General features: G+C 67.2%; 17 protein-coding genes and 1 riboswitch. Of the genes, 14 read left to right on the top strand and 3 right to left on the bottom strand.

What is annotated here, in order from left to right; translation table 11 throughout:
• Positions 1-79 precede the first annotated feature (79 nt).
• The 5 genes from EB75_RS24400 (at position 80) to arfA (ending at position 4,978) form a co-directional block, all read left to right on the top strand.
• The gene (locus EB75_RS24400; RefSeq protein ID WP_073697835.1) at positions 80-1,375 is read left to right on the top strand and encodes a citrate synthase; all 1,296 of its coding nucleotides are present in this window, start codon (positions 80-82) and stop codon (positions 1,373-1,375) included.
• A gap of 206 nt (positions 1,376-1,581) precedes the next feature.
• Positions 1,582-3,036, top strand: coding sequence for an MFS transporter (locus EB75_RS24405; RefSeq protein WP_073697836.1), 1,455 nt, complete (start codon positions 1,582-1,584; stop codon positions 3,034-3,036).
• Positions 3,026-3,445 (top strand): MarR family transcriptional regulator, encoded by a 420-nt coding sequence (locus tag EB75_RS24410; RefSeq protein WP_073697909.1) that lies wholly within the window; start codon positions 3,026-3,028, stop codon positions 3,443-3,445. Before EB75_RS24405 ends, EB75_RS24410 begins: the two co-directional genes overlap by 11 nt.
• A 50-nt stretch (positions 3,446-3,495) precedes the next feature.
• Positions 3,496-3,861 (top strand): FKBP-type peptidyl-prolyl cis-trans isomerase, encoded by a 366-nt coding sequence (locus EB75_RS24415; RefSeq protein WP_073697910.1) that lies wholly within the window; start codon positions 3,496-3,498, stop codon positions 3,859-3,861.
• 115 nt (positions 3,862-3,976) lie between these two features.
• A complete protein-coding gene (gene arfA / locus EB75_RS28555; RefSeq protein WP_083612544.1) occupies positions 3,977-4,978 on the top strand; it encodes a channel-forming protein ArfA/OmpATb in 1,002 nt (333 codons plus the stop codon).
• A 163-nt stretch (positions 4,979-5,141) separates the two neighbouring features.
• Here arfA and EB75_RS24425 read toward each other — a convergent pair whose 3' ends face one another.
• Together EB75_RS24425 and EB75_RS24430 are read right to left on the bottom strand one after the other, a co-directional pair.
• On the bottom strand, positions 5,142-6,482 hold the full coding sequence (locus tag EB75_RS24425) for a sensor histidine kinase (RefSeq protein ID WP_073697837.1): 1,341 nt from the start codon (positions 6,480-6,482) through the stop codon (positions 5,142-5,144).
• Positions 6,483-6,485: 3 nt separating this feature from the next.
• Positions 6,486-7,196 carry a response regulator transcription factor gene (locus EB75_RS24430; RefSeq protein ID WP_029104649.1) on the bottom strand — a complete coding sequence of 237 codons (711 nt, stop codon included), beginning with the start codon at positions 7,194-7,196 and terminating at the stop codon, positions 6,486-6,488.
• Positions 7,197-7,269: 73 nt separating this feature from the next.
• Here EB75_RS24430 and EB75_RS24435 point away from each other — a divergent pair, with 73 nt between their 5' ends.
• The 5 genes from EB75_RS24435 to EB75_RS24455 are packed head-to-tail and all read left to right on the top strand — an operon-like array spanning position 7,270 to position 13,233.
• Complete coding sequence (locus tag EB75_RS24435) at positions 7,270-8,259, top strand: phospholipase D-like domain-containing protein (protein ID WP_073697838.1); 990 nt, start codon at positions 7,270-7,272, stop codon at positions 8,257-8,259.
• Positions 8,252-8,827 carry a chromate transporter gene (locus EB75_RS24440; protein WP_073697839.1) on the top strand — a complete coding sequence of 192 codons (576 nt, stop codon included), beginning with the start codon at positions 8,252-8,254 and terminating at the stop codon, positions 8,825-8,827. The genes EB75_RS24435 and EB75_RS24440 overlap by 8 nt, the downstream gene beginning before the upstream one ends.
• 10 nt (positions 8,828-8,837) lie before the next feature.
• Positions 8,838-9,398: a chromate transporter gene (locus EB75_RS24445; protein ID WP_073697840.1), complete on the top strand. Its 561-nt coding sequence runs from the start codon at positions 8,838-8,840 to the stop codon at positions 9,396-9,398.
• A 33-nt stretch (positions 9,399-9,431) separates the two neighbouring features.
• Positions 9,432-11,387, top strand: a complete 1,956-nt coding sequence (locus EB75_RS24450; protein ID WP_073697841.1) for an ABC transporter ATP-binding protein — start codon at positions 9,432-9,434, stop codon at positions 11,385-11,387.
• A gap of 28 nt (positions 11,388-11,415) precedes the next feature.
• A complete protein-coding gene (locus EB75_RS24455) occupies positions 11,416-13,233 on the top strand; it encodes an ABC transporter ATP-binding protein (protein ID WP_073697842.1) in 1,818 nt (605 codons plus the stop codon).
• Between the two features lie 4 nt (positions 13,234-13,237).
• Here the strand turns inward: EB75_RS24455 and EB75_RS24460 are convergent, their stop codons facing one another.
• Positions 13,238-14,077: a LuxR C-terminal-related transcriptional regulator gene (locus EB75_RS24460; protein WP_073697843.1), complete on the bottom strand. Its 840-nt coding sequence runs from the start codon at positions 14,075-14,077 to the stop codon at positions 13,238-13,240.
• A gap of 58 nt (positions 14,078-14,135) precedes the next feature.
• On the opposite strand from EB75_RS24460, the gene EB75_RS24465 reads away from it, so the two are divergent.
• From EB75_RS24465 to EB75_RS24475, 4 genes are all read left to right on the top strand, one after another.
• Positions 14,136-15,854, top strand: a complete 1,719-nt coding sequence (locus tag EB75_RS24465) for an AMP-binding protein (protein WP_502689392.1) — start codon at positions 14,136-14,138, stop codon at positions 15,852-15,854.
• On the top strand, positions 15,854-17,476 hold the full coding sequence (locus EB75_RS24470; protein ID WP_073697913.1) for an AMP-binding protein: 1,623 nt from the start codon (positions 15,854-15,856) through the stop codon (positions 17,474-17,476). The genes EB75_RS24465 and EB75_RS24470 overlap by 1 nt, the downstream gene beginning before the upstream one ends.
• 216 nt (positions 17,477-17,692) lie before the next feature.
• Positions 17,693-17,864, top strand: a riboswitch (M-box (ykoK) riboswitch).
• 260 nt (positions 17,865-18,124) lie between these two features.
• On the top strand, positions 18,125-18,277 hold the full coding sequence (locus EB75_RS29435; RefSeq protein ID WP_168176116.1) for a hypothetical protein: 153 nt from the start codon (positions 18,125-18,127) through the stop codon (positions 18,275-18,277).
• 149 nt (positions 18,278-18,426) lie between these two features.
• The gene (locus tag EB75_RS24475; protein WP_073697844.1) at positions 18,427-19,173 is read left to right on the top strand and encodes an SDR family oxidoreductase; all 747 of its coding nucleotides are present in this window, start codon (positions 18,427-18,429) and stop codon (positions 19,171-19,173) included.
• Positions 19,174-19,177 lie beyond the last annotated feature (4 nt).

The raw sequence follows: 19,177 nt of genomic DNA on the forward strand, positions 1-19,177 counted from the left end.
CGCGCAAGCACATTGTTCTCTTAACGACTACCGTCTAGTCCCGGACGTTTCTCCTGTCGACACCGCAAAAGGGGTTCTAGTGGCCGACACCTCCAGCACTGACGACGTCGCCAACCTCCGGTATCCCGGAGGCGAGGTCGATCTCAAGATCGTGCACGCTACCGAGGGGTCTGACGGTATCGAGCTCGGCTCGTTGCTGGCTAAGACCGGTTACACCACGTACGACGGTGGTTTCGTCAATACCTCGGCCACCAAGAGCGCCATCACCTACATCGACGGTGATGCCGGCATCCTGCGTTATCGCGGGTACCCGATCGAGCAGCTCGCCGAGAAGTCGAACTTCATCGAGGTCAGCTACCTGCTGATCTACGGCGAGCTGCCGACCGCCTCGCAGCTCGAGGCGTTCACCACCAAGATTCAGCGGCACACCCTGCTGCACGAGGACCTCAAGCGGTTCTTCGACGGCTTCCCGCGCAACGCGCACCCCATGCCGGTGCTGTCGTCGGCGGCCAATGCGCTGAGCGCCTACTACCAGGATTCGCTCGATCCCAAGGATCCGGAGCAGGTCGAGCTGTCGACCATCCGCCTGCTGGCCAAGCTGCCGACCATCGCGGCGTACGCCTACAAGAAGTCGGTCGGTCAGCCGTTCCTGTACCCGGACAACTCGCTGAACCTGGTCGAGAACTTCCTGCGCATGACGTTCGGCCTGCCGGCCGAGCCGTACCAGGTGGACCCGGAGCTGGTCCGCGCCCTGGACATGCTGTTCATCCTGCATGCCGACCATGAGCAGAACTGCTCGACGTCGACGGTGCGTCTGGTCGGCTCGTCGCAGGCCAACCTGTTCACCTCCATTTCCGGTGGCATCAATGCGCTGTGGGGCCCGCTGCACGGCGGCGCCAACCAGGCCGTGCTGGAGATGCTGGAGAAGATCCGCACCGAGCACGGCGATGTCCGCGACTTCGTCAAGAAGGTCAAGAACCGCGAAGACGGCGTCAAGCTCATGGGCTTCGGCCACCGGGTCTACAAGAACTACGACCCGCGGGCGCGCATCGTCAAGGAGCAGGCCGACAAGATCCTCGGCAAGCTCGGCGGCGACGACGAGCTGCTGGACATCGCGAAGTCGCTCGAGGAAATTGCCCTCACCGACGACTTCTTCGTCGAGCGCAAGCTGTACCCGAACGTCGACTACTACACCGGCGTGATCTACCGGGCCATGGGCTTCCCGACCCGCATGTTCACGGTGCTGTTCGCCCTCGGCCGGCTCCCGGGCTGGATCGCGCACTGGCGCGAGATGAGTGCCGACCCGAGCACCAAGATCGGCCGCCCGCGCCAGATATACACCGGCTACACCGAGCGGGACTACCCCGCCCACTAGAGCCTGTTCAGACAGGGCCCCTCGCGCACTTTCGCGAGGGGCTTTCTCTTTTCCCGCGAGCGTGCGTGTTTGTACGGCAACACGCCGCCTTTTGCGTGCAATTCGAGGCCGCTCGCGGGCGCCGAGCGTGCGCATCGTGCCCATGTCGCGAATGTCACGCCGAAACTCCGTTGCTTCAACGACGGTTGTAGTTTCACAATGGTTGTGTGAATACAACCATTGACGCGCTCAGCTCGCGGCGCAAGACGATCATCCTGATCTCCTGCTGCCTGAGTCTGCTCATCGTGTCGATGGACTCCACCATCGTGAACGTCGCCATCCCGTCGATCCGCCGCGACCTCGGCGCGAGCGCCACCCAGATGCAGTGGGTCGTCGACGTCTACACGCTGGTGCTGGCCTCGCTCCTGATGCTCTCCGGCGCGGCCGGTGACCGCTTCGGCCGCCGTCGGGTGTTCCAGATCGGCCTGACGGTCTTCGCGTTCGGCTCACTGCTGTGCAGCCTCGCACCGACCGCCGACGCGTTGATCGGGGCTCGCCTGGTGCAGGGCATCGGCGGCTCGATGCTCAATCCCGTTGCGCTGTCGATCATTTCGCAGGTCTTCACCGGAAGGGTGGAACGGGCGCGGGCGCTCGGTTTCTGGGGCGGCGTGGTCGGTATCTCGATGGCCCTGGGCCCGACGATCGGTGGCCTGCTGATCCACGCCGTCGGCTGGCGGTCGGTGTTCTGGATCAACCTGCCGATCTGTCTGGCCGCCATCGTGCTGACCGCGATCTTCGTCCCGGAGAGCAAGTCGGGCACCATGCGCGACGTCGACCCGATCGGCCAGGGGTTGGGAGTGCTGTTCCTGTTCAGCCTGGTCTTCACCCTCATCGAGGGGCCCGGCATGGGCTGGACCCATCCCCGCACGCTGGCCATCGCGTCGCTGGCCGTTGTCGCGCTCGTGGCCTTCCTGCGCTACGAGCGCCGGCGCCACGACCCGTTCATCGACCTGCGCTTCTTCCGCAGCATCCCGTTCGCCGGCGCCACCGTCACCGCGGTGCTGGCGCTGACGGGCTGGGGTGCCTTCCTGTTCATGATGTCCTTCTATCTGCAGAACGAGCGGCACTACTCGGCGATGCACACGGGCATCATCTACCTGCCCATTGCCATTGGCGCCCTGGTGTTTTCGCCCTTGTCGGGCCGGATCGTCGGGCGCTACGGCGCTCGTCCGTCGCTGATGGTGGCCGGCGTCCTGATGGCTTCGGCCGCGCTCATGTTGACGACGCTGACCGCGACGACGCCCATGTGGCGAGTGGTCGTCATTTTCGCGGTGTACGGCATAGGGTTCGCCATGATGAATGCGCCAGTGACCAACGCCGCGGTGAGCGGCATGCCGGTGGACCGCGCGGGCGCGGCGGCGGCGGTGACGTCAACCAGCCGTCAGGTCGGTGTGAGTATCGGTGTGGCACTGTGCGGTTCGGTCGCCGGCTCGGCACTTGCCGGTAGCGGTGTCGACTTCGCGACGCAGGCCCGGCCGCTGTGGTGGATGTGCGTCGGGATCGGTGTGGCGGTCGCCACGCTGGGATTCGTCTCGACCTCGCCGCGGGCACTGCGCTCGGCCGAGCGGTTGGCGCCGCTGATCAAGGGGCCGCGTGAACCGGAGCCGGCCGGTGTCCACTGATTCCTTGGCCGACGAGGTCTGGCAGGCCATGGCCGCCGTCGTGGTCGAGAACCGCGACAGCTGGAAACGCGCGGTGGTCGAGCAGTCCGGGCTGCCGTTCAGTCGCGCCCGGATTCTGCGCCGGTTGGAGGCCAAGGCGATGACGGCCAAAGAACTCGCCGCCGCGACCGCCATGGATGCGCCGGCCGCCACCGTGGCGATCAATGATCTGGAAGAACGTGGATTGGTTGTGCGCCAGCCGGATCCGGACAATCGCCGGTGCAAACTGGTGTCCCTCACCGACGACGGCGCCGAGCTGATGCGCCGTATCCGGCAGATCGACGACCCGGCACCGCCGGTCTTTGCGACGCTGGACGCCGACGAGCTCGCCACGCTCCGTGACCTGCTGAGCCGCCTGCGCCGCCACTAGGGACGTGGTTCCCGTCCACGCGCGGCGGGGGCCCGACTACGGTGGTGCCCGTGGCTAACACCAAACCTGAGATCGAATTCCCGGACGGCCCGGCACCTGACTCGCTGGTGATCGAGGACCTCATCGTCGGCGACGGTGCCGAGGCGGTGCCCGGCGGCAACGTCACGGTGCACTACGTCGGCGTCGAGTACGACACCGGCGACGAGTTTGACAGCTCCTGGAACCGGGGCGAGACCATCGAATTCCCCCTGCGCGGCCTGATCCAGGGCTGGCAGGACGGCATCCCCGGGATGCGCGTGGGCGGCCGGCGCAAGCTGACCATCCCGCCCGCCCAGGCCTACGGCCCCGCCGGTGGCGGGCATCGCCTGTCCGGCAAGACGCTGATCTTCGTCATCGACCTCGTCGGCGTGCGCTGACCCGGATCGACTTTTGTCGGGCTTAGGGCCCGATGGTTGTGGCGTGTCATGGCGGCAACGTGCCGTCCCACAGCCGTCGGGCCCTAGGCTCGAATTGTTTTCAGGAGGGTTTTGCATGCCGGACACAGCTGACGTCACCACCGAGCCGTCCGGCATTGTGCGTCGACTGGGCACGCGGGGCAAGGTGGCCGCGGTCGGTGTCGTGGTGGCCGTCGTCGCGGCCGTCGCCTGGTTGGTGTTCGGCAGCTCCGATGAGCACCGGGCCCCGAGTTCCATCGCGGCGTCCGCAGTCCCGACTCCGGCACAGCCCGCCGAGCTGACGTCAGCACCCTTCGCGTTGACCCGCGACGGCACCACCGTCACCCTGACGGGCAGCGTCGCCAACACCCGGTCGAAGTCCGAACTGGCCGCCGCGGTGAAGGCGCAGTGGCTCAGCGCCACCCTCGACGACAAGACGACGGTCGTGGACGGCGCCGGGACCCCGGACATGTCGGTCATCGGCAACGTCCTGTCCGCCGCTGACTCGATCCCGGATTTCGGGCTGTCCATCGACGGCGCCACCATCACGCTCATGGGAACGGCCCCCAACCTCGGCGTTGCCTCCGAGGTGCAGAACGCCGCGGCCCTCTCGTTCCCGGGTGCCAAGCTGTCCAACAACATTCAGATTCCCGCGCCGGGTGGTCCGGTGGCACCGCCCGCATCGGAGCTGTCGTCGGCGCCCGGTCCCGCGCCGGCACCCGCTCCGACCGGTGGTCCCTGCGCGAAGGTGCAATCCGAAGTCACGGACCTGCTGCGCACCCCGATCAGTTTCGTCACCGGCGGCTCTCAGATGACGGGGGAGTCACGCCGGGTGCTGAGCCAGATCGCGGACAAGATCAAGGGCTGCCCCAACGGTGCGGTCACCGTGGTGGGCTACACCGACAACCAGGGCAGTGACGCGGTCAACCTCAAGCTGAGCGACACCCGCGCCAAAGCCGTTGCCGCCGCACTGGTTTCGAATGGTGTGCTGGCCGCGAAGGTGACGGCCCGTGGCGCCGGCTCCGCCGACCCTGTCGCCGACAACAGCACCGAGGAAGGCCGGGCCAAGAACCGCCGGGTCGAGATCACCGTCGGCTGAGAGGCCGGGCGGTTGAGTGTGCGTCCTCGCGAGGTCTACTGGCACATCTACGCCCAGGATGCAGGGTCAACTCGACTCCAGAGCCGAGGACGGTTGACCCTGAACTGACGGCGCACCGCACTCGAACAAATGCGCCCTGGATACAGGGTCAATGTGGAAGTCCTCAGCGATGCCCGGGCAGGCGCAGCAGCAGCCGCGTCCCGCCGAGCGGGCTGGTCTCCAATGTCGCCGTCCCGCCGTGGATCTCGGCCTGTTGCGCCACCAGCGCCAGGCCCAGGCCCGAGCCTGAGTGCGACGCGGTGGAGCCGAGGCTGAACCGACCGAAGACCTTCAGGCGCTCCTCTTCGGGCACGCCGCAGCCGTCGTCGTCGACGGCGATCTCGACGCCGGCGCGCGAACTGACCGCCGACAGTTGCACTTTCGAGGCGCCGCCGTGCTTGACGGCGTTGGCGATCGCGTTGTCCACCGAAAGCCGGAGCCCGGCAGGCAGTCCCACGATGATGATGGTCGGCGCCGGCACCAGCGATACCTCCAGGTCGGGGTAGACGCGCATGGCGTCGTGCGCGGCACGGTCCAGCAGTTCGGTGATGTCCACGGGCACATGGTCATCGACGGTGGACAGTTCGCCCTGCGCCAGCCGCTCCAGCGCCCACAGTGTCGTCTCGATGCGCGACTGGGTGCGCACGACGTCGCCCAGCACTTCCTTGCGCTGTTCGTCCGGAAGATCCAGTGTGGTCAGGATTTCGACGTTGGTGCGCATCGCGGTGAGCGGGGTGCGCAGCTCGTGTGCCGACACCGCGGCGAAGTCGCGCGCCGAGGCCAGCGCGGCCTTCGTCCGGCCCTTCTCCTCCCACACGCGGTCCACCAGACCCTTGACCGCGTCCGCGATGTCGACGGCCTCGGTGGCACCTCGTACGTCGATGTGTGGGGCATCGCCTTCCGGGTCGATGTCGCGGGTCTGCTGCGCCAGCCGTTTGAGGGGACGCACCGCGAACGCGGCGAGCGCCCAGCCCGCCACCGCGGCCGCGCCAATGGCGAACGCGCACAACGCGATCACCCGGCGGTGCAGATTGTTGGTGTCGACGATGGTCGCGTCGTAGGTGGCGCCCACCGCGACCAGCATCGGGTCCGGCATGTGGATCTGCACGGTCCGCACCCGGTAGCGGACGCCCTTGACGTCGGTGTCGGCATAGCCGACGGGCAGCTCGGGCAGCACGACATTCGAGTTCGAGCTGACCTGGCCGTTCCGGCGTGCGGTGATGACGACGTTCTCGTCGTGCGGCGGCCGCGGAATCTCATCCAGCCCGCGGGGCAGGAACGGGATCGCGAACCCGGCCGCTTCATCGAGACGGCGGTCCAGCCGCTCCTTGCGGTCGTTGGTGATGCCGATCCACACGATGGTGCCGACGATCCCGACCACGATGGCCGCGGCGATACCGGTGGCGAACGCGACGCGCGACTGCAGCGACGGGGTGCGACGGAAGACCCGCGCCAGCGTGTTCACGGGCTACTGCTGCCTGAGCACGAACCCCACACCGCGGACCGTGTGCAACAGTCGCGGCGCCCCGTTGGCCTCCAGCTTGCGGCGCAGGTAGCCGATGAACACGTCGACGACGTTGGTGTCGGCGGCGAAGTCGTAACCCCACACCAGCTCGAGCAGCTGGGCGCGGGACAGCACGGCGGTCTTGTGCTCGGCCAGCACGGCCAGCAGGTCGAACTCGCGCTTGGTCAGGTCGACGTCGGCGCCGTTGACGCGGGCCCGCCGGCCCGGGATGTCGACTTCGAGTGGTCCGACCGAGATGGTCTCCGACGAGAACGTGGCCGTCGCCCCGCGGCGGCGCAGCAGCGCCTTGACGCGCGCGACCAGCTCGGCCAACACGAACGGCTTCACCAGGTAGTCGTCGGCGCCGGCTTCCAGCCCGGCCACGCGATCATCGACCGAGCTGCGGGCCGAGAGCACACACACGGGCACGTCGTTGTCCATGGCGCGCAGGGCGGTGACGACGCTGACGCCGTCCAGCACCGGCATGTTGATGTCCAGAATGATGGCGTCAGGCCGGAATTCGGTGGCACTGCGCAGGGCCTCGGCACCGTCGACCGCGGTCGACACCTCGAAACCGGACAGCCGCAGTCCACGCTCCAGTGAGGCCAGCACGTCCGGGTCGTCGTCGACTACGAGCAGGCGGGGGGAGGCGCTTCCGCTATCCATATGCCTCATCTTGCCCGATGGCCCACCGTTATTGACGGAGGCACGTCTGGCAGCCGCTATTCGGTGCTAGCATCCCGCGCTTATGGGGCCTGAGTCGCCGCGAGTCATCGTCCAACCCGATGACGGCGTGCCGCCGGTGCGCGATTTCATCGCGTCGGCGCAGAAATCGCTGCTGATCAAACAATTCACGTTCACCGAGCCGTCGCTCGTGCAGGCGGTGATCGAACGGCACCAGGCGGGCGTCGCGGTGCGCGTCATGCTGAACCCGGCCCGCTCCGGGGGCGACCGCGCCAATGACGAGACGTTCGAACAGTTCTCGGACGCCGGTGTGAACGTGCAGTGGTCCAATCCGTCGTTCTATGTGACGCACGAGAAGTCCATCGTGGTCGACGAGACGGCCGCGCTGGTGGCCACATTCAACCTGTGTGAGAAGTACTTCACCCTCACGCGAGACTACGGCGTCATCACCACGGAGCCCGATCACGTCGCGCAGATCGTCGAGGTGTTCGACGCCGACTGGTCGCACACCGACTGGGAGCCGTCGCAGTATCACGGGCTGCTGTGGAGCAACTCGAATTCCCGCTACCACATGGCGAAATTCATCGACACTGCCGAACACCGGCTGCGCATCCAGCACCCCAAGTACGTCGACGCCGTCATCCTCGACCACATCGCGGCGGCAGTGGGCCGCGGCGTGAATGTCCATGTGTTGTGCGGCGGAAAGCACGGCATCAGCGACTGGGACATCCTCGACACGTTCGCGTCGCTGCGGACGTTGCGCCGGTTCGGCGCGAAGGTCCGCAAGCAGAAGAACCTGCGGGTGCACGCCAAGCTGGTGATCGTCGACGACCACGAAGCGCTCGTGGGCTCGATGAACATCGACCGCAGCGCCTTCGACCTGCGCCGCGAACTGGGCGTGATGGTCAAGGACCCGGACGCCGTCGCGCGGCTGTCGCAGGTGTTCGACGCCGACTGGGAGACCTCGCACCACTACGAGCCGCCGGATCCGCTCGACTCGTCGCAGCATCACGAAGACGACTTCCCGCACGATCCCGAGTTGGTCCATGAGTGAGCAGATCGACTCGACAGCCCAACGGGTTTCGTTGTTCGAGTTGGTCCTGACGTTCAACCACATCGCGCTGGCGTCGTTCGGTGGCGGGCTGTCGGCCTGGTCTCGTGAAGTCCTGGTGGTGGAGAAGGGCTGGCTCGGCGACTCCGAGTTCCTCTCGGCCACAACGATGTGCCGCATCCTGCCGGGCGCCAACCAGGTCAACATGGCGGTGTTCGCCGGCACCAAGATGCGCGGCTTTCCCGGCGCCGTCGCCGCGGTATTCGGCTTGTGCGCCATGCCTCTGGTCATCGTGCTGGCACTGTCGTTTGCCTACTTCCGGTTCAAGGAGGTACCCGCCGTCAAGGGCGTGCTGCACGGCGCGTCGGCGGCCGCGGTGGCGCTGACCCTGACGATGGTGCTCAAGACGGGCCAGAAGTGCCTGACGGGCGTCGTGCCGGTCCTGCTGTTCGCCGGGGCCTTCGTGCTCAACGGCGTCCTGCGGTTTCCGTTGCTGGGCACGCTCGCGATCCTGGCGCCGCTCAGCTTGATCTGGGCGTGGCCGCGGGATCGCGCCACAGCAGCGTCATGAGCGCCGCGGCATGAGTACAGCAGCGCTCTCAACGTACGTCCAGCTCATCGGGCTGTTCGGCATGTTGTCGCTGTTGTCCATCGGTGGCGGCAATGTGGTCCTGCCGGAAATGCACATCACCGCCGTCAACGGCAGGCACTGGTTGACCAACAACCAGTTCGCCGACCTGTTCTCGATCTCGCAGACTGCGCCGGGCCCGAGCATCCTCATCGTGTCGATGGTCGGGTACGGCGCCGGCCTGAAAGTCGCCGGGATTCCCGGGGCGATCATCGGCGGCGTCGTCTCGATGGTCGCGATGGTGGCGCCGGCGGCGGGTTTCGTCTACGTCATCACGTTGATCTGGCAGAAGGCCGAGCGCTCGAAACTGCGGCGGGCGGTCGAGAAGGGCTTTGCGCCGCTCACTGTGGGTCTCATCCTGGCGGCGTCGCTGGTCATGAGCCGCGCAGCCGACCACGACTGGCGGGCCTACACCGTCACTGCGGTGTGCACCGTGATCTTCATGGTCACCAAGCTGAACCCGCTGATCGTGGTGGCTGCAGCAGGCGTGGTGGGGTACCTGGGTTTCATCTGACCATTTGTCCTGGTCAACCTGCCGCGCCGCGGGATGTCGGTGGCCCGTGCGAGCATTGAACTTGTTGTGACTGATCTAGCGACGTCCAAATCGGTCGGGCCCCTGCGTTCGGCTCCGGCGATTGCCCCGGTGCCGCGGCGGCAGCGTGCGTCCGCGGACCTGCTGCGGCTGCTGCCGTATCTCGGGCCCTACCGCGGTCGCTGGGCCGCCATGCTGCTGACGGCGTTCGTCGGCTTGGGCGTGACGGTGTCGATTCCGCTGGTGACCAAGGCCGTGATCGACGGCCCGGTGCGGCACCAGGATCAGCAGGGGCTGTGGGTGCTCGGGTCGGCCGCCTTGGCGCTGGGGCTGGTCGAGGCGGTGCTGTGGTTCATCCGGCGCTGGCTCGGGGCCCGCGCCACCATGGGCGTCGAGGCCGATATCCGCAAGGTGCTCTACGCGCGGCTGCAGATTCTGCCGATGTCGTTCCACCGGCGGTGGCAGTCCGGCCAATTGCTGTCCCGCGTGATGAATGACCTTGGCACCATTCGCCAATTCCTCGGGTTCGGCCTGCTGTTCCTGGTGCTCAACACGATTCAGATCATCGTGGTGACCACCATCCTGCTGGCCATGTACTGGCCGCTGGGTGTGGTGGTGCTCGCGTCGGTGGTGCCGGTGACGGTGACGATCTTCCGGTTCCAGCGGCAGTTCACCAAACTGTCCCGGCTGGCGCAGGACCAATCCGGCCACGTCGCAACACATGTCGAGGAATCGGCGCTGGGCCTGCGGGTCATCAAGTCGTTCGGCCGCGAGGACTACGTCTACCAGCGGTTCGACGAGCGGGCGACGGCCCTGTACGACGCGGAGATCGGCAAGGTGGCGATGTCTGCGCGGTTCTGGACCCTGCTGGACGTCATCCCCAACCTCACGCTGATCCTGGTGCTCGGCTTCGGTGCCTATGCCGCCGGTCATGGGCTGGTCACCATGGGCACGCTGGTCGCGTTCATCACCATGATGCTGTCGTTGGTCTGGCCCATCGCGTCCCTGGGGTATCTGCTGTCGATGATGCAGGAGGCCATGACCGCCGCCAACCGTGTCGCCGAGATCTTCGACGCACCAGTGGATATCAGTGACGGTCCGGTCGACACCGTGCCCCGCGGCGGGCACCTCGAATTGCGTGACGTCGGCTTCCGCTTTCCCGACGCCGCCCCCGACGACTGGGCGCTGCGGCATGTCTCGGTGACGGTCGAGCCGGGGCAGACGCTGGCGCTGGTCGGTGCGACGGGGTCCGGGAAATCAGTTCTGGCTGCGCTGTTCTCGCGGCTGTACGACGTCACCGAGGGCGCCATCCTGCTCGACGGCCAAGACATTCGCGAGCTGACGCTGCCTGCCCTGCGCAGCGCCGTGGCCACCGCCTTCGAGGACCCGACGCTGTTCTCGATGTCGGTCGTGGAGAACCTGACCCTGGGCCGCGGCGCCGACAACCCGGCCACCGATGCGGAGATTCACGCCGCCATCGACATCGCGGCCGCGCAGTTCGTCTACGACCTGCCGTTTGGTCTGGACACCCGCATCGGCGAGCAGGGGATGAGCTTGTCCGGTGGTCAGCGACAACGTCTTTCGCTGGCCCGCGCCATCCTGGCCGCGCCGTCGCTGCTTGTGCTCGACGACACCCTGTCGGCCCTCGACATGCACACCGAGGCCGAGGTCACCGTCGCGCTGCGGCGGGTGCTGAGGGAGGTCACGGGCATCGTGGTGGCGCACCGGGCGTCGACCGTGCTGCTGGCCGACCGGGTGGCGCTGCTGACCGGCGGCACCATCACGCGCATCGGCACGCACGCCGAATTGCTGGCACAGGCACCCGAATACCGCTACCTGCTGTCCGCCGACGACGAGCTCGACGACGGCTGCGAACGCAGCTGTGACTGGGAGCAGGACGCCGAACGCGAGCGGCTCGAGCAGCTCTATCTGGAGCAGAGCGACGAGGCGGAAGAGGTGCGGCGGCGATGAGCGCTTGCGCGAAGAGCAGAGAACACAGATGAGCACCGAGAGCTGGCGCGGCCAGACGGTCGACAAGGTCGAGGACCTGCCCATCGACGAGAGCATCTCCCGCCGCCGTGAGGCGCGAGCCTTGCTGGGCTCGCTGCTCAAGCCCTACCGGGTCGCGGTGCTGCTGCTGGCGCTGGTCGTGGTGGTGGAAAACGGTGCGCGCCTGTCGGTTCCGCTGCTGGTGCAGCGCGGCATCGACCACGGCATCCCGCCGATCCTGCACGGCGGGTCGGCCCGCGAGCTGCTGCAGATCGTCGGGGCACTCTGCGGCGTGGTCGTGCTGCAGGCCAGTTTCCGGCTGTTCTTCCTGAACCGGTCGGGCCGCATCGGGCAGAAGGTGCTGCTGGAATTGCGGCGCCGCTTGTACCGGCAGTTCCAGCGCCTCGACGTGGCTTTCCACGACCGCTACACGTCGGGCCGCGTCGTGAGCCGGTCCACCAACGACATCGAGGCCATCCAGACCATGCTGTCGACGGGTTTCGACAGCCTCATCACCGCGGTGCTCACCCTCGGCGGCACAGCGGTCCTGCTCGTCTCGCTGGACGCGCGGCTCGGGCTGATGTGCCTGGGCGCCTTCCCGATCCTGGTGTTTCTCGTCGCCTGGTTCCGCCGCGAGTCGTCCCGGACGTACCGCATCGTCCGCGAACGCGCGGCGCTGGTGATCGTCCAGTTCGTCGAAACCATGACGGGCATCAAGGCGGTACAGGCCTACCGGCGCGAGCCCCGCAACCAGGAGATCTTCGACGACGTCGTCGACGACTACCGCGTCATCAACGAACGCACCATGACCCTGCTCGCGGTGTTCATGCCCGGGGTCAAGCTGGTCGGCAACGTCACCACCGCGATCGTGCTGCTGTATGGCGGATATCTGGTGCTGCACGGCCGGATGACCATCGGCACGCTCACCGCGTTCCTGCTGTATCTGCGGATGTTCTTCGAACCGATGCAGGAGATTTCGCAGTTCTTCAACACCTTCCAGTCCGCGGCGTCGGCGCTGGAGAAGCTGGCCGGGGTACTCGGGCAGCAGCCTGCCGTCACCGACCCGGCCGCCCCCGTCGCTCTCACGACGGTCAAGGGCGACATCGCTTTTCGTGGCGTCAGCTTCGGCTACACGGCCGGTCGCCCGGTGCTGCCCGAACTGGATCTGACAGTGCCCGCGGGGCAGACCGTCGCGCTGGTCGGTGCCACCGGCGCGGGCAAGACGACCATCGCCAAGCTGATCGCGCGGTTCTACGATCCGGTGACCGGCGCGGTGACGCTCGACGGCGTCGACCTGCGCTCCATCGCCCAGTCGGAGCTGCGCCAGCACGTCGTGATGGTGACGCAGGAGAACTTCATGTTCGCCGGCACTGTTGCCGACAACATCCGGTTCGGCCGGCCCGACGCCACCGACGCCGAGATCCGCGCCGCCGCGGAAGCCGTTGGGGCAGACCGGTTCATCGACGCCCTGCCCGACGGCTACGACACCGACGTCGCCAACCGCGGTGGACGGCTCTCGGCGGGCCAGCGGCAGCTGGTGGCGTTCGCGCGCGCGTTCCTGGCCGATCCCAAGGTGTTGATCCTCGATGAGGCGACGTCGTCACTCGACATCCCGACCGAGCGCCTGGTGCAGCGCGCGCTGGCCACGGTGCTCGCCGGACGCACCGCGCTCGTGATCGCGCACCGGCTATCCACGGTGCAGTCCGCGGATCGGGTCCTGGTTCTCGACGGGGGCCGCATCGTGGAGGACGGTGCGCCCGACGAGTTGGTCGCACAGAACGGGCGGTATGCCGCGCTGCACCGCGCCTGGGTGGACTCGCTGGCCTGACCGGTCAGGGAATCAGCCGCAGCTGCCGCGCCTTCGACACCGCCTCGTGCCGGCTGTGGGTGCCGAGTTTCGTCGCGGCACTGCGCAGATAGCTCTTGACGGTCTCCGGCTTCAGGGAAAGCCGTTGGGCAGCTTCGGTATTGGTGCAGCCCAGCGCGATCTGCGCCAGCACGTCGAGTTCGCGCGGGCTCAGCGGACCGGCCGGCGCGGGTCCACCGGCCAGGGCCTCGGCCAGCCGGTCGGCGAGGCCGTCGAGATCGCTCGGTGCGACGGGCGCGCCCCCGGCCGCCAGCCGTCGCAGTTCGGCGTGCACCTGGCGGATGTGTTCGGTGTTCACCGCCGTGTCGGCAGCCGGGGCCTGCTGCAGCCGCAGCCGGCGGTCCACTTCGTCGCGAATCGTCAGCTCGTCCGACAGGCGCTGCGCCGATGCCATGATCAGGTCGACGGCCCGGCCGCCGAACGGTGCACTGGACCGGTAGGCGCCGTAGAGGACCGCCCGGGCCCGGCCGTCGACGACGACCGGCACCGCCAGCACCGACCGGATGCCCTCGGAGAGCACCGGCATATCGTAGTCGTGCGTGATGGACGGCGCGTGCCGGTAGTCGGCCACCGCGAGCGGCTGGCCCGAGACCATGCTGGCCCCGCCGAGCCCGCACATCGAGCGCACCGTCAATCCCCGGAGGCCACCGCCGCGGGTGCCGTAGAACTCCGTGATCAGCAGCGCGTCGTCGTGCACCTCGCCGCCGAACATCACCGGCACCGCGCCCTCGGATCCGAGACGCCGCAGCTCAGCGCGGACCGCGTCGGTATCGCGCGGGCGCAGCAGGGACGGGCCGGTCGTCACGGTCAGTACCCTCTTTCGGGGGTAGCGGGCGGATGGGTGTGACGTAGATCCTACGTTCATGGCGACAGAGGCTGTGATCACGACCAACACCGAGCAGTACCGAGCGGCCCGGGACCGGCTCGTGGCGTCGATCGGTGACTACTCGCAGGCCGTCGATTCGTTCAGCTGGCCGCGGCTGACCGGCTCGTTCAACTGGGCCACCGACTGGTTCGACGTCATCGCCCGCGGCCCCGAGCGGGCCGGGCAGACGGCGCTCTGGATCACCGAAGAAGGTGGCGACGAGCAGCGCTACACCTTCGCGGAGATGGCCGACCGGTCCGACCGGGTGGCGACGTGGCTGCGGGCGCTGGGCGTTGGCCAGGGCGACCGCGTCATCATCATGCTGGGTAACCAGGTCGAGCTGTGGGAGTCGATGCTGGCGGTGGCCAAGCTCGGCGCGGTGGTGATGCCGACGACCGGGGCGCTGGGCCCGGCCGATGTGGCCGACCGGATCACCCGCGGCGGGGCGGGCTTCGTGGTGACCAACACCGCGGACGCGGACAAGTTTGCGTCCGTCGATGGGCAGTACACCGGGATCGTCGTGGGGGACGCGGTGCCGGGCTGGCACCGCTACGCCGATGCGTACCAGGTGGCTTCGGCGGGTCCGTTCACCGCCGTCACCGAGGTGGACGATCCGCTGCTGGTCTATTTCACCTCGGGCACCACCAGCAAGCCGAAACTCGTTGAGCACTCGCAGATCTCATACCCCGTCGGGCACCTGTCCACGATGGCCTGGATCGGGCTGAAGCCCGGCGATGTCCACCTGGCGATCAGTTCGCCGGGCTGGGCCAAGCACGCGTGGAGTTGCGTGTTCGCGCCGTGGATCGCCGAGGCGACCATCTTCGTCTACAACTACAGCCGCTTCGACGCCGCCGCACTCATGGGGCAGCTACGTCGTGCCGGCGTCAACACCTTCTGCGCGCCGCCGACCGTATGGCGGATGCTGATCCAGGCCGACCTCGGCGCCAAACCCCAAGGGCTGCGCGAGATTGTGGGCGCCGGCGAACCGCTGAACCCCGATGTCATCACCAAGGTGCAGGACGCCTGGGGGTTGACGATCCGGGACGGCTTCGGCCAGACCGAGACCACCCTGCTGGTCGGCAACACCCCGGGCCAGCCGGTGAAGGCCGGGTCGATGGGGCGGCCGATGCCGGGTGTGCCGGTGGTGCTGGTCGACCCGGTGACCGGTGAACTCACCGACGAGGGCGAGTTGTGCCTCGATCTGGGTGCGCACCCCCTGAACCTGATGACCGGTTACCTCGGTGACCCGCAACGTAATACGGTAGTCATGGCGGGCGGCTACTACCACACCGGCGACGTGGCCGCTCGTGACAGCGACGGCTACATCACCTACATCGGCCGCACCGACGACGTGTTCAAGTCGTCGGACTACAAGGTGTCGCCGTTCGAGCTGGAGAGTGTGCTGATCGAACATCCGGCCGTGGTGGAAGCCGCGGTGGTGCCCCAGCCCGATGACACGCGGCTGGCCGTGCCGAAAGCGTATGTCTGTCTGGCCGCCGGATGGAGTGCCGACGCCGAGACTGCCAGGTCCATCATGGAATTCGCCCGCGACCATCTGGCGCCGTATCTCAAGGTCCGTCGGGTGGAGTTCTTCGACCTCCCCAAGACGATTTCCGGCAAGATCCGGCGCGTCGACCTGCGCAAGCGCGAAGATCAAGCGCATGCCGCCGGCACCCCGATCGCATCGGAATACCGCTACGAGGATTTGGTGAAGTGATGCTGAGCTACGACGCGGGCCCGACCGACACCCCGATCCTGGAAGAGACCATCGGCGCCAACTTCGAGCGCACCGTCGCGGCCCACCCGGACTCCCTGGCACTGGTCGACCGCGGGCAGGGCCTGCGGTACACGTACGCCGAGTTGAACGCCGAGGTCGACCTGATCGCACGCGGACTGATGGCCCGCGGTATCGAAAAGGGCGACCGGGTGGGTATCTGGTCACCGAACTGTGCGCAGTGGATCGTGACGCAACTGGCGACCGCCAAGATCGGCGCCATCCTGGTCAACGTGAACCCGGCATACCGGGTGCATGAACTGGCATATGCGCTCAACCAATCCGGGATGCGCACGCTGGTCTCGGCGACGTCGTTCAAGACGTCCGATTACGCGTCGATGATCGAGGAGGTGCGTCCGCAGGTCCCCGGCCTGACCGACGTCGTCTTCCTGGACGGTCCGGACTGGGACCAGCTGCGGGCCGAGAGTTCGGCGGTGGGCGCTGATGAGCTGGCGGCCCGGCAGGCCACGCTGGCCAACACCGACCCGATCAACATCCAATACACCTCGGGCACAACCGGATTCCCGAAAGGTGCGACGCTGTCGCACCGCAACATCCTGAACAACGGCTACTTCACCACGGAGGGCATCAACCTGCGGGCCGGGGAACGGCTGTGCGTTCCGGTGCCGTTCTACCACTGCTTCGGCATGGTGATGGGCGTGCTCGGCTGCATGAGTCATGGTGCGGCGGTGGTGATTCCGGCACCCGGGTTCGATCCTGCCGCCACCCTCGATGCCGTCGAAGCCGAGCAGTGTGCGGGCGTCTACGGGGTGCCGACCATGTTCATCGCGATGCAGAACCACCCGTCGTTCGCCGACCGGGACCTGTCGAGCCTGCGCACCGGGATCATGGCCGGTTCGGTGTGCCCGGTCGAGGTGATGAAACACTGCGTCGCCGACATGCACATGGCCGAGGTGGCCATCGCGTACGGCATGACCGAGACCTCGCCGGTGTCCTGCCAGACCCTCATCGACGACGACCTGGACCGCCGCACCGCGACCATCGGCCGGGCGCACCCCCACATCGAGGTGAAGATCATCAACCCCGAAACCGGCGAGACGGTGGAGCGCGGTGAACCGGGGGAGTTCTGCACCCGCGGCTACTCCGTCATGATCGGGTACTGGAACAACGACGAAAAGACCCGGGAAGCCATCGATTCCGAGGGCTGGATGCACACCGGGGACCTCGCCGTGATGCGCGAGGACGGGTACTGCGCCATCGTCGGCCGGATCAAGGACATGGTGATCCGTGGTGGTGAGAACGTGTACCCGCGCGAGATCGAGGAATTCCTGTACACCCACCCGGACATCGAGGACGCTCAGGTGATCGGCGTGCCCGACGCCCGCTACGGCGAGGAGATCTGCGCGTGGCTGCGGATGCGGCCGGGCGCACAGCCGCTGGACGCCGACGCCATCCGGGAATTCACCGCGGATCGGCTGGCGCACTTCAAGATTCCGCGTTACATCCACATCGTCGACGAGTTCCCGATGACGATCACCGGCAAGGTCCGCAAGATCGACATGCGCGCCGAGAGCATCCGTATCTTCGGGCTGGAGCAGCCTTAGCGCGCCGGTCTCTCGCCGCGAAGGTGCAGCCAGGCCCTGCGCCGGGGAATCTTCGCGATCTGGTTGCACATTCGTGGCGTCGCCACGGTGGCCCGCGCCACGAATGTGCGTGGAGATCGCGATCTTCGACGAAATCGCGATCTGTTGGCACGCTCGCGGGGACCGGCCCGACCAATCGAGTTGACGGGTCTGGGCACCGGGGTTACCTTGGCTAGGTCAGCACCTCGCTAGGCGAGGCTCCTGGACGAACAGAAGCCACTGATCCGACGACGTCGAGAGACGCCCAGGGTCAGGACAGGTCTCCCCGGATTAAGGGTTGACCCAAAGTGGCTATCCGCCCCGCGGATTACGTCGTCCAGTGCCGAAGCTCTGACGAGAGGGGTGCGGCAGCGCCGAGTTTTAACAATCTCTTCACGGGGTATACGGGCGCTGCCATCTCCCTTTTGTGTTGTCATGGGACAGCCGACCCGAACGGGTCCGACGGCGAGGAGGTGAGGTACGACGTGAGATCTGGCGATGGCGATAGTTCCAGTCCGGAACGAAAACACCACGTAGACAGCATCATCCGAGCACTCCCGTTGCCCTGCCGACTGGCCGGTTCCGTCTGACGGACAGGTCACGGGATCAGATCCCGACAGGAGCCCTGTCATGACCGTATTTCGCAACCGCACCGTTCGCCGCCTCGCCCGGCTGGTGCACACCCGCACGCACCTGACCCCGCAGGAACGGCACAACCTGCAGTTGTCGCACACGCCGCTCGCGGTGATCTCGGCGTCTCTCGGGGCGCACCCCCACTTCTGATCGGTTCCAGCCGCACGGTCCGCCCACGTGTTCCACTGGGCGGACCGTGCGGCTGTCCGGACGTCGATTCCGCATTCTCGGCACGCTGTGCGACGTAGGCTGGCTTCCCGGCTTCTGAGTCGGCGGCCACGGCGAAAGGGGTTGGCACAGTGAAGGTGACAGTTTTGGGGGCCAGTGGCCTCATCGGGACCCTGCTTGTCGATCTCTTGGTTCGGGAGGGCGAGGATGTCGTCGCCGCGTCCCGGCGTTCCGGTGCCGACGTGTGCAGTGGTGTGGGCCTCAGCAAGGCACTACGTGGCGCCGAGGCGCTCGTCGACGTCACCAACTCACCGTCCTTTGCGGACGGAGAAGTGATGGATTTCTTTGTCGCATCGACCACCAATCTGGTGGACGCGGCCCGGGAGGCTGGGGTCGGCCACTACGTTGCACTGTCGATCGTGGGCGTCGACGAGTTGCCGGACAGCGGCTACATGCGGGCCAAGGCCGCCCAGGAGCGGATCATCGCGTCGTCGGGGCTGCCGTACACGATCGTCCGGGCCACTCAGTTCCGCGAGTTCGCGACAGCGATCGTCCAGTCGATGGTCGTCGAGACCGATACGGACGAGGACGGCGTGCACGACGTGCGGGTGCCGGATGCGCTGATCCAGCCGATCGCGGCCGACGAGGTCGCGGCCTACCTGGCCGAGATCGCGGTGTCGCCGCCGCGCAACCATGTGGTCAACATCGGCGGCCCCGAGAAGATCCCGTTCTCCAGGCTGGCTCACGAGGTGCTGGCCCTCCGCCACGACGATCAGCGGGTCGTGGTCGATCCGAAGGCGAAGTACTTCGGTACGACACTCAAGAAGGACAGCCTGGTCACCGGGGCCGGCGCGATGATCGCCTCGATTCCCTTCTGACCAC

It is taken from the genome of Mycobacterium sp. ST-F2 (assembly GCF_001905655.1).
In the GTDB taxonomy this organism is placed as follows: Bacteria; Actinomycetota; Actinomycetes; order Mycobacteriales; family Mycobacteriaceae; genus Mycobacterium.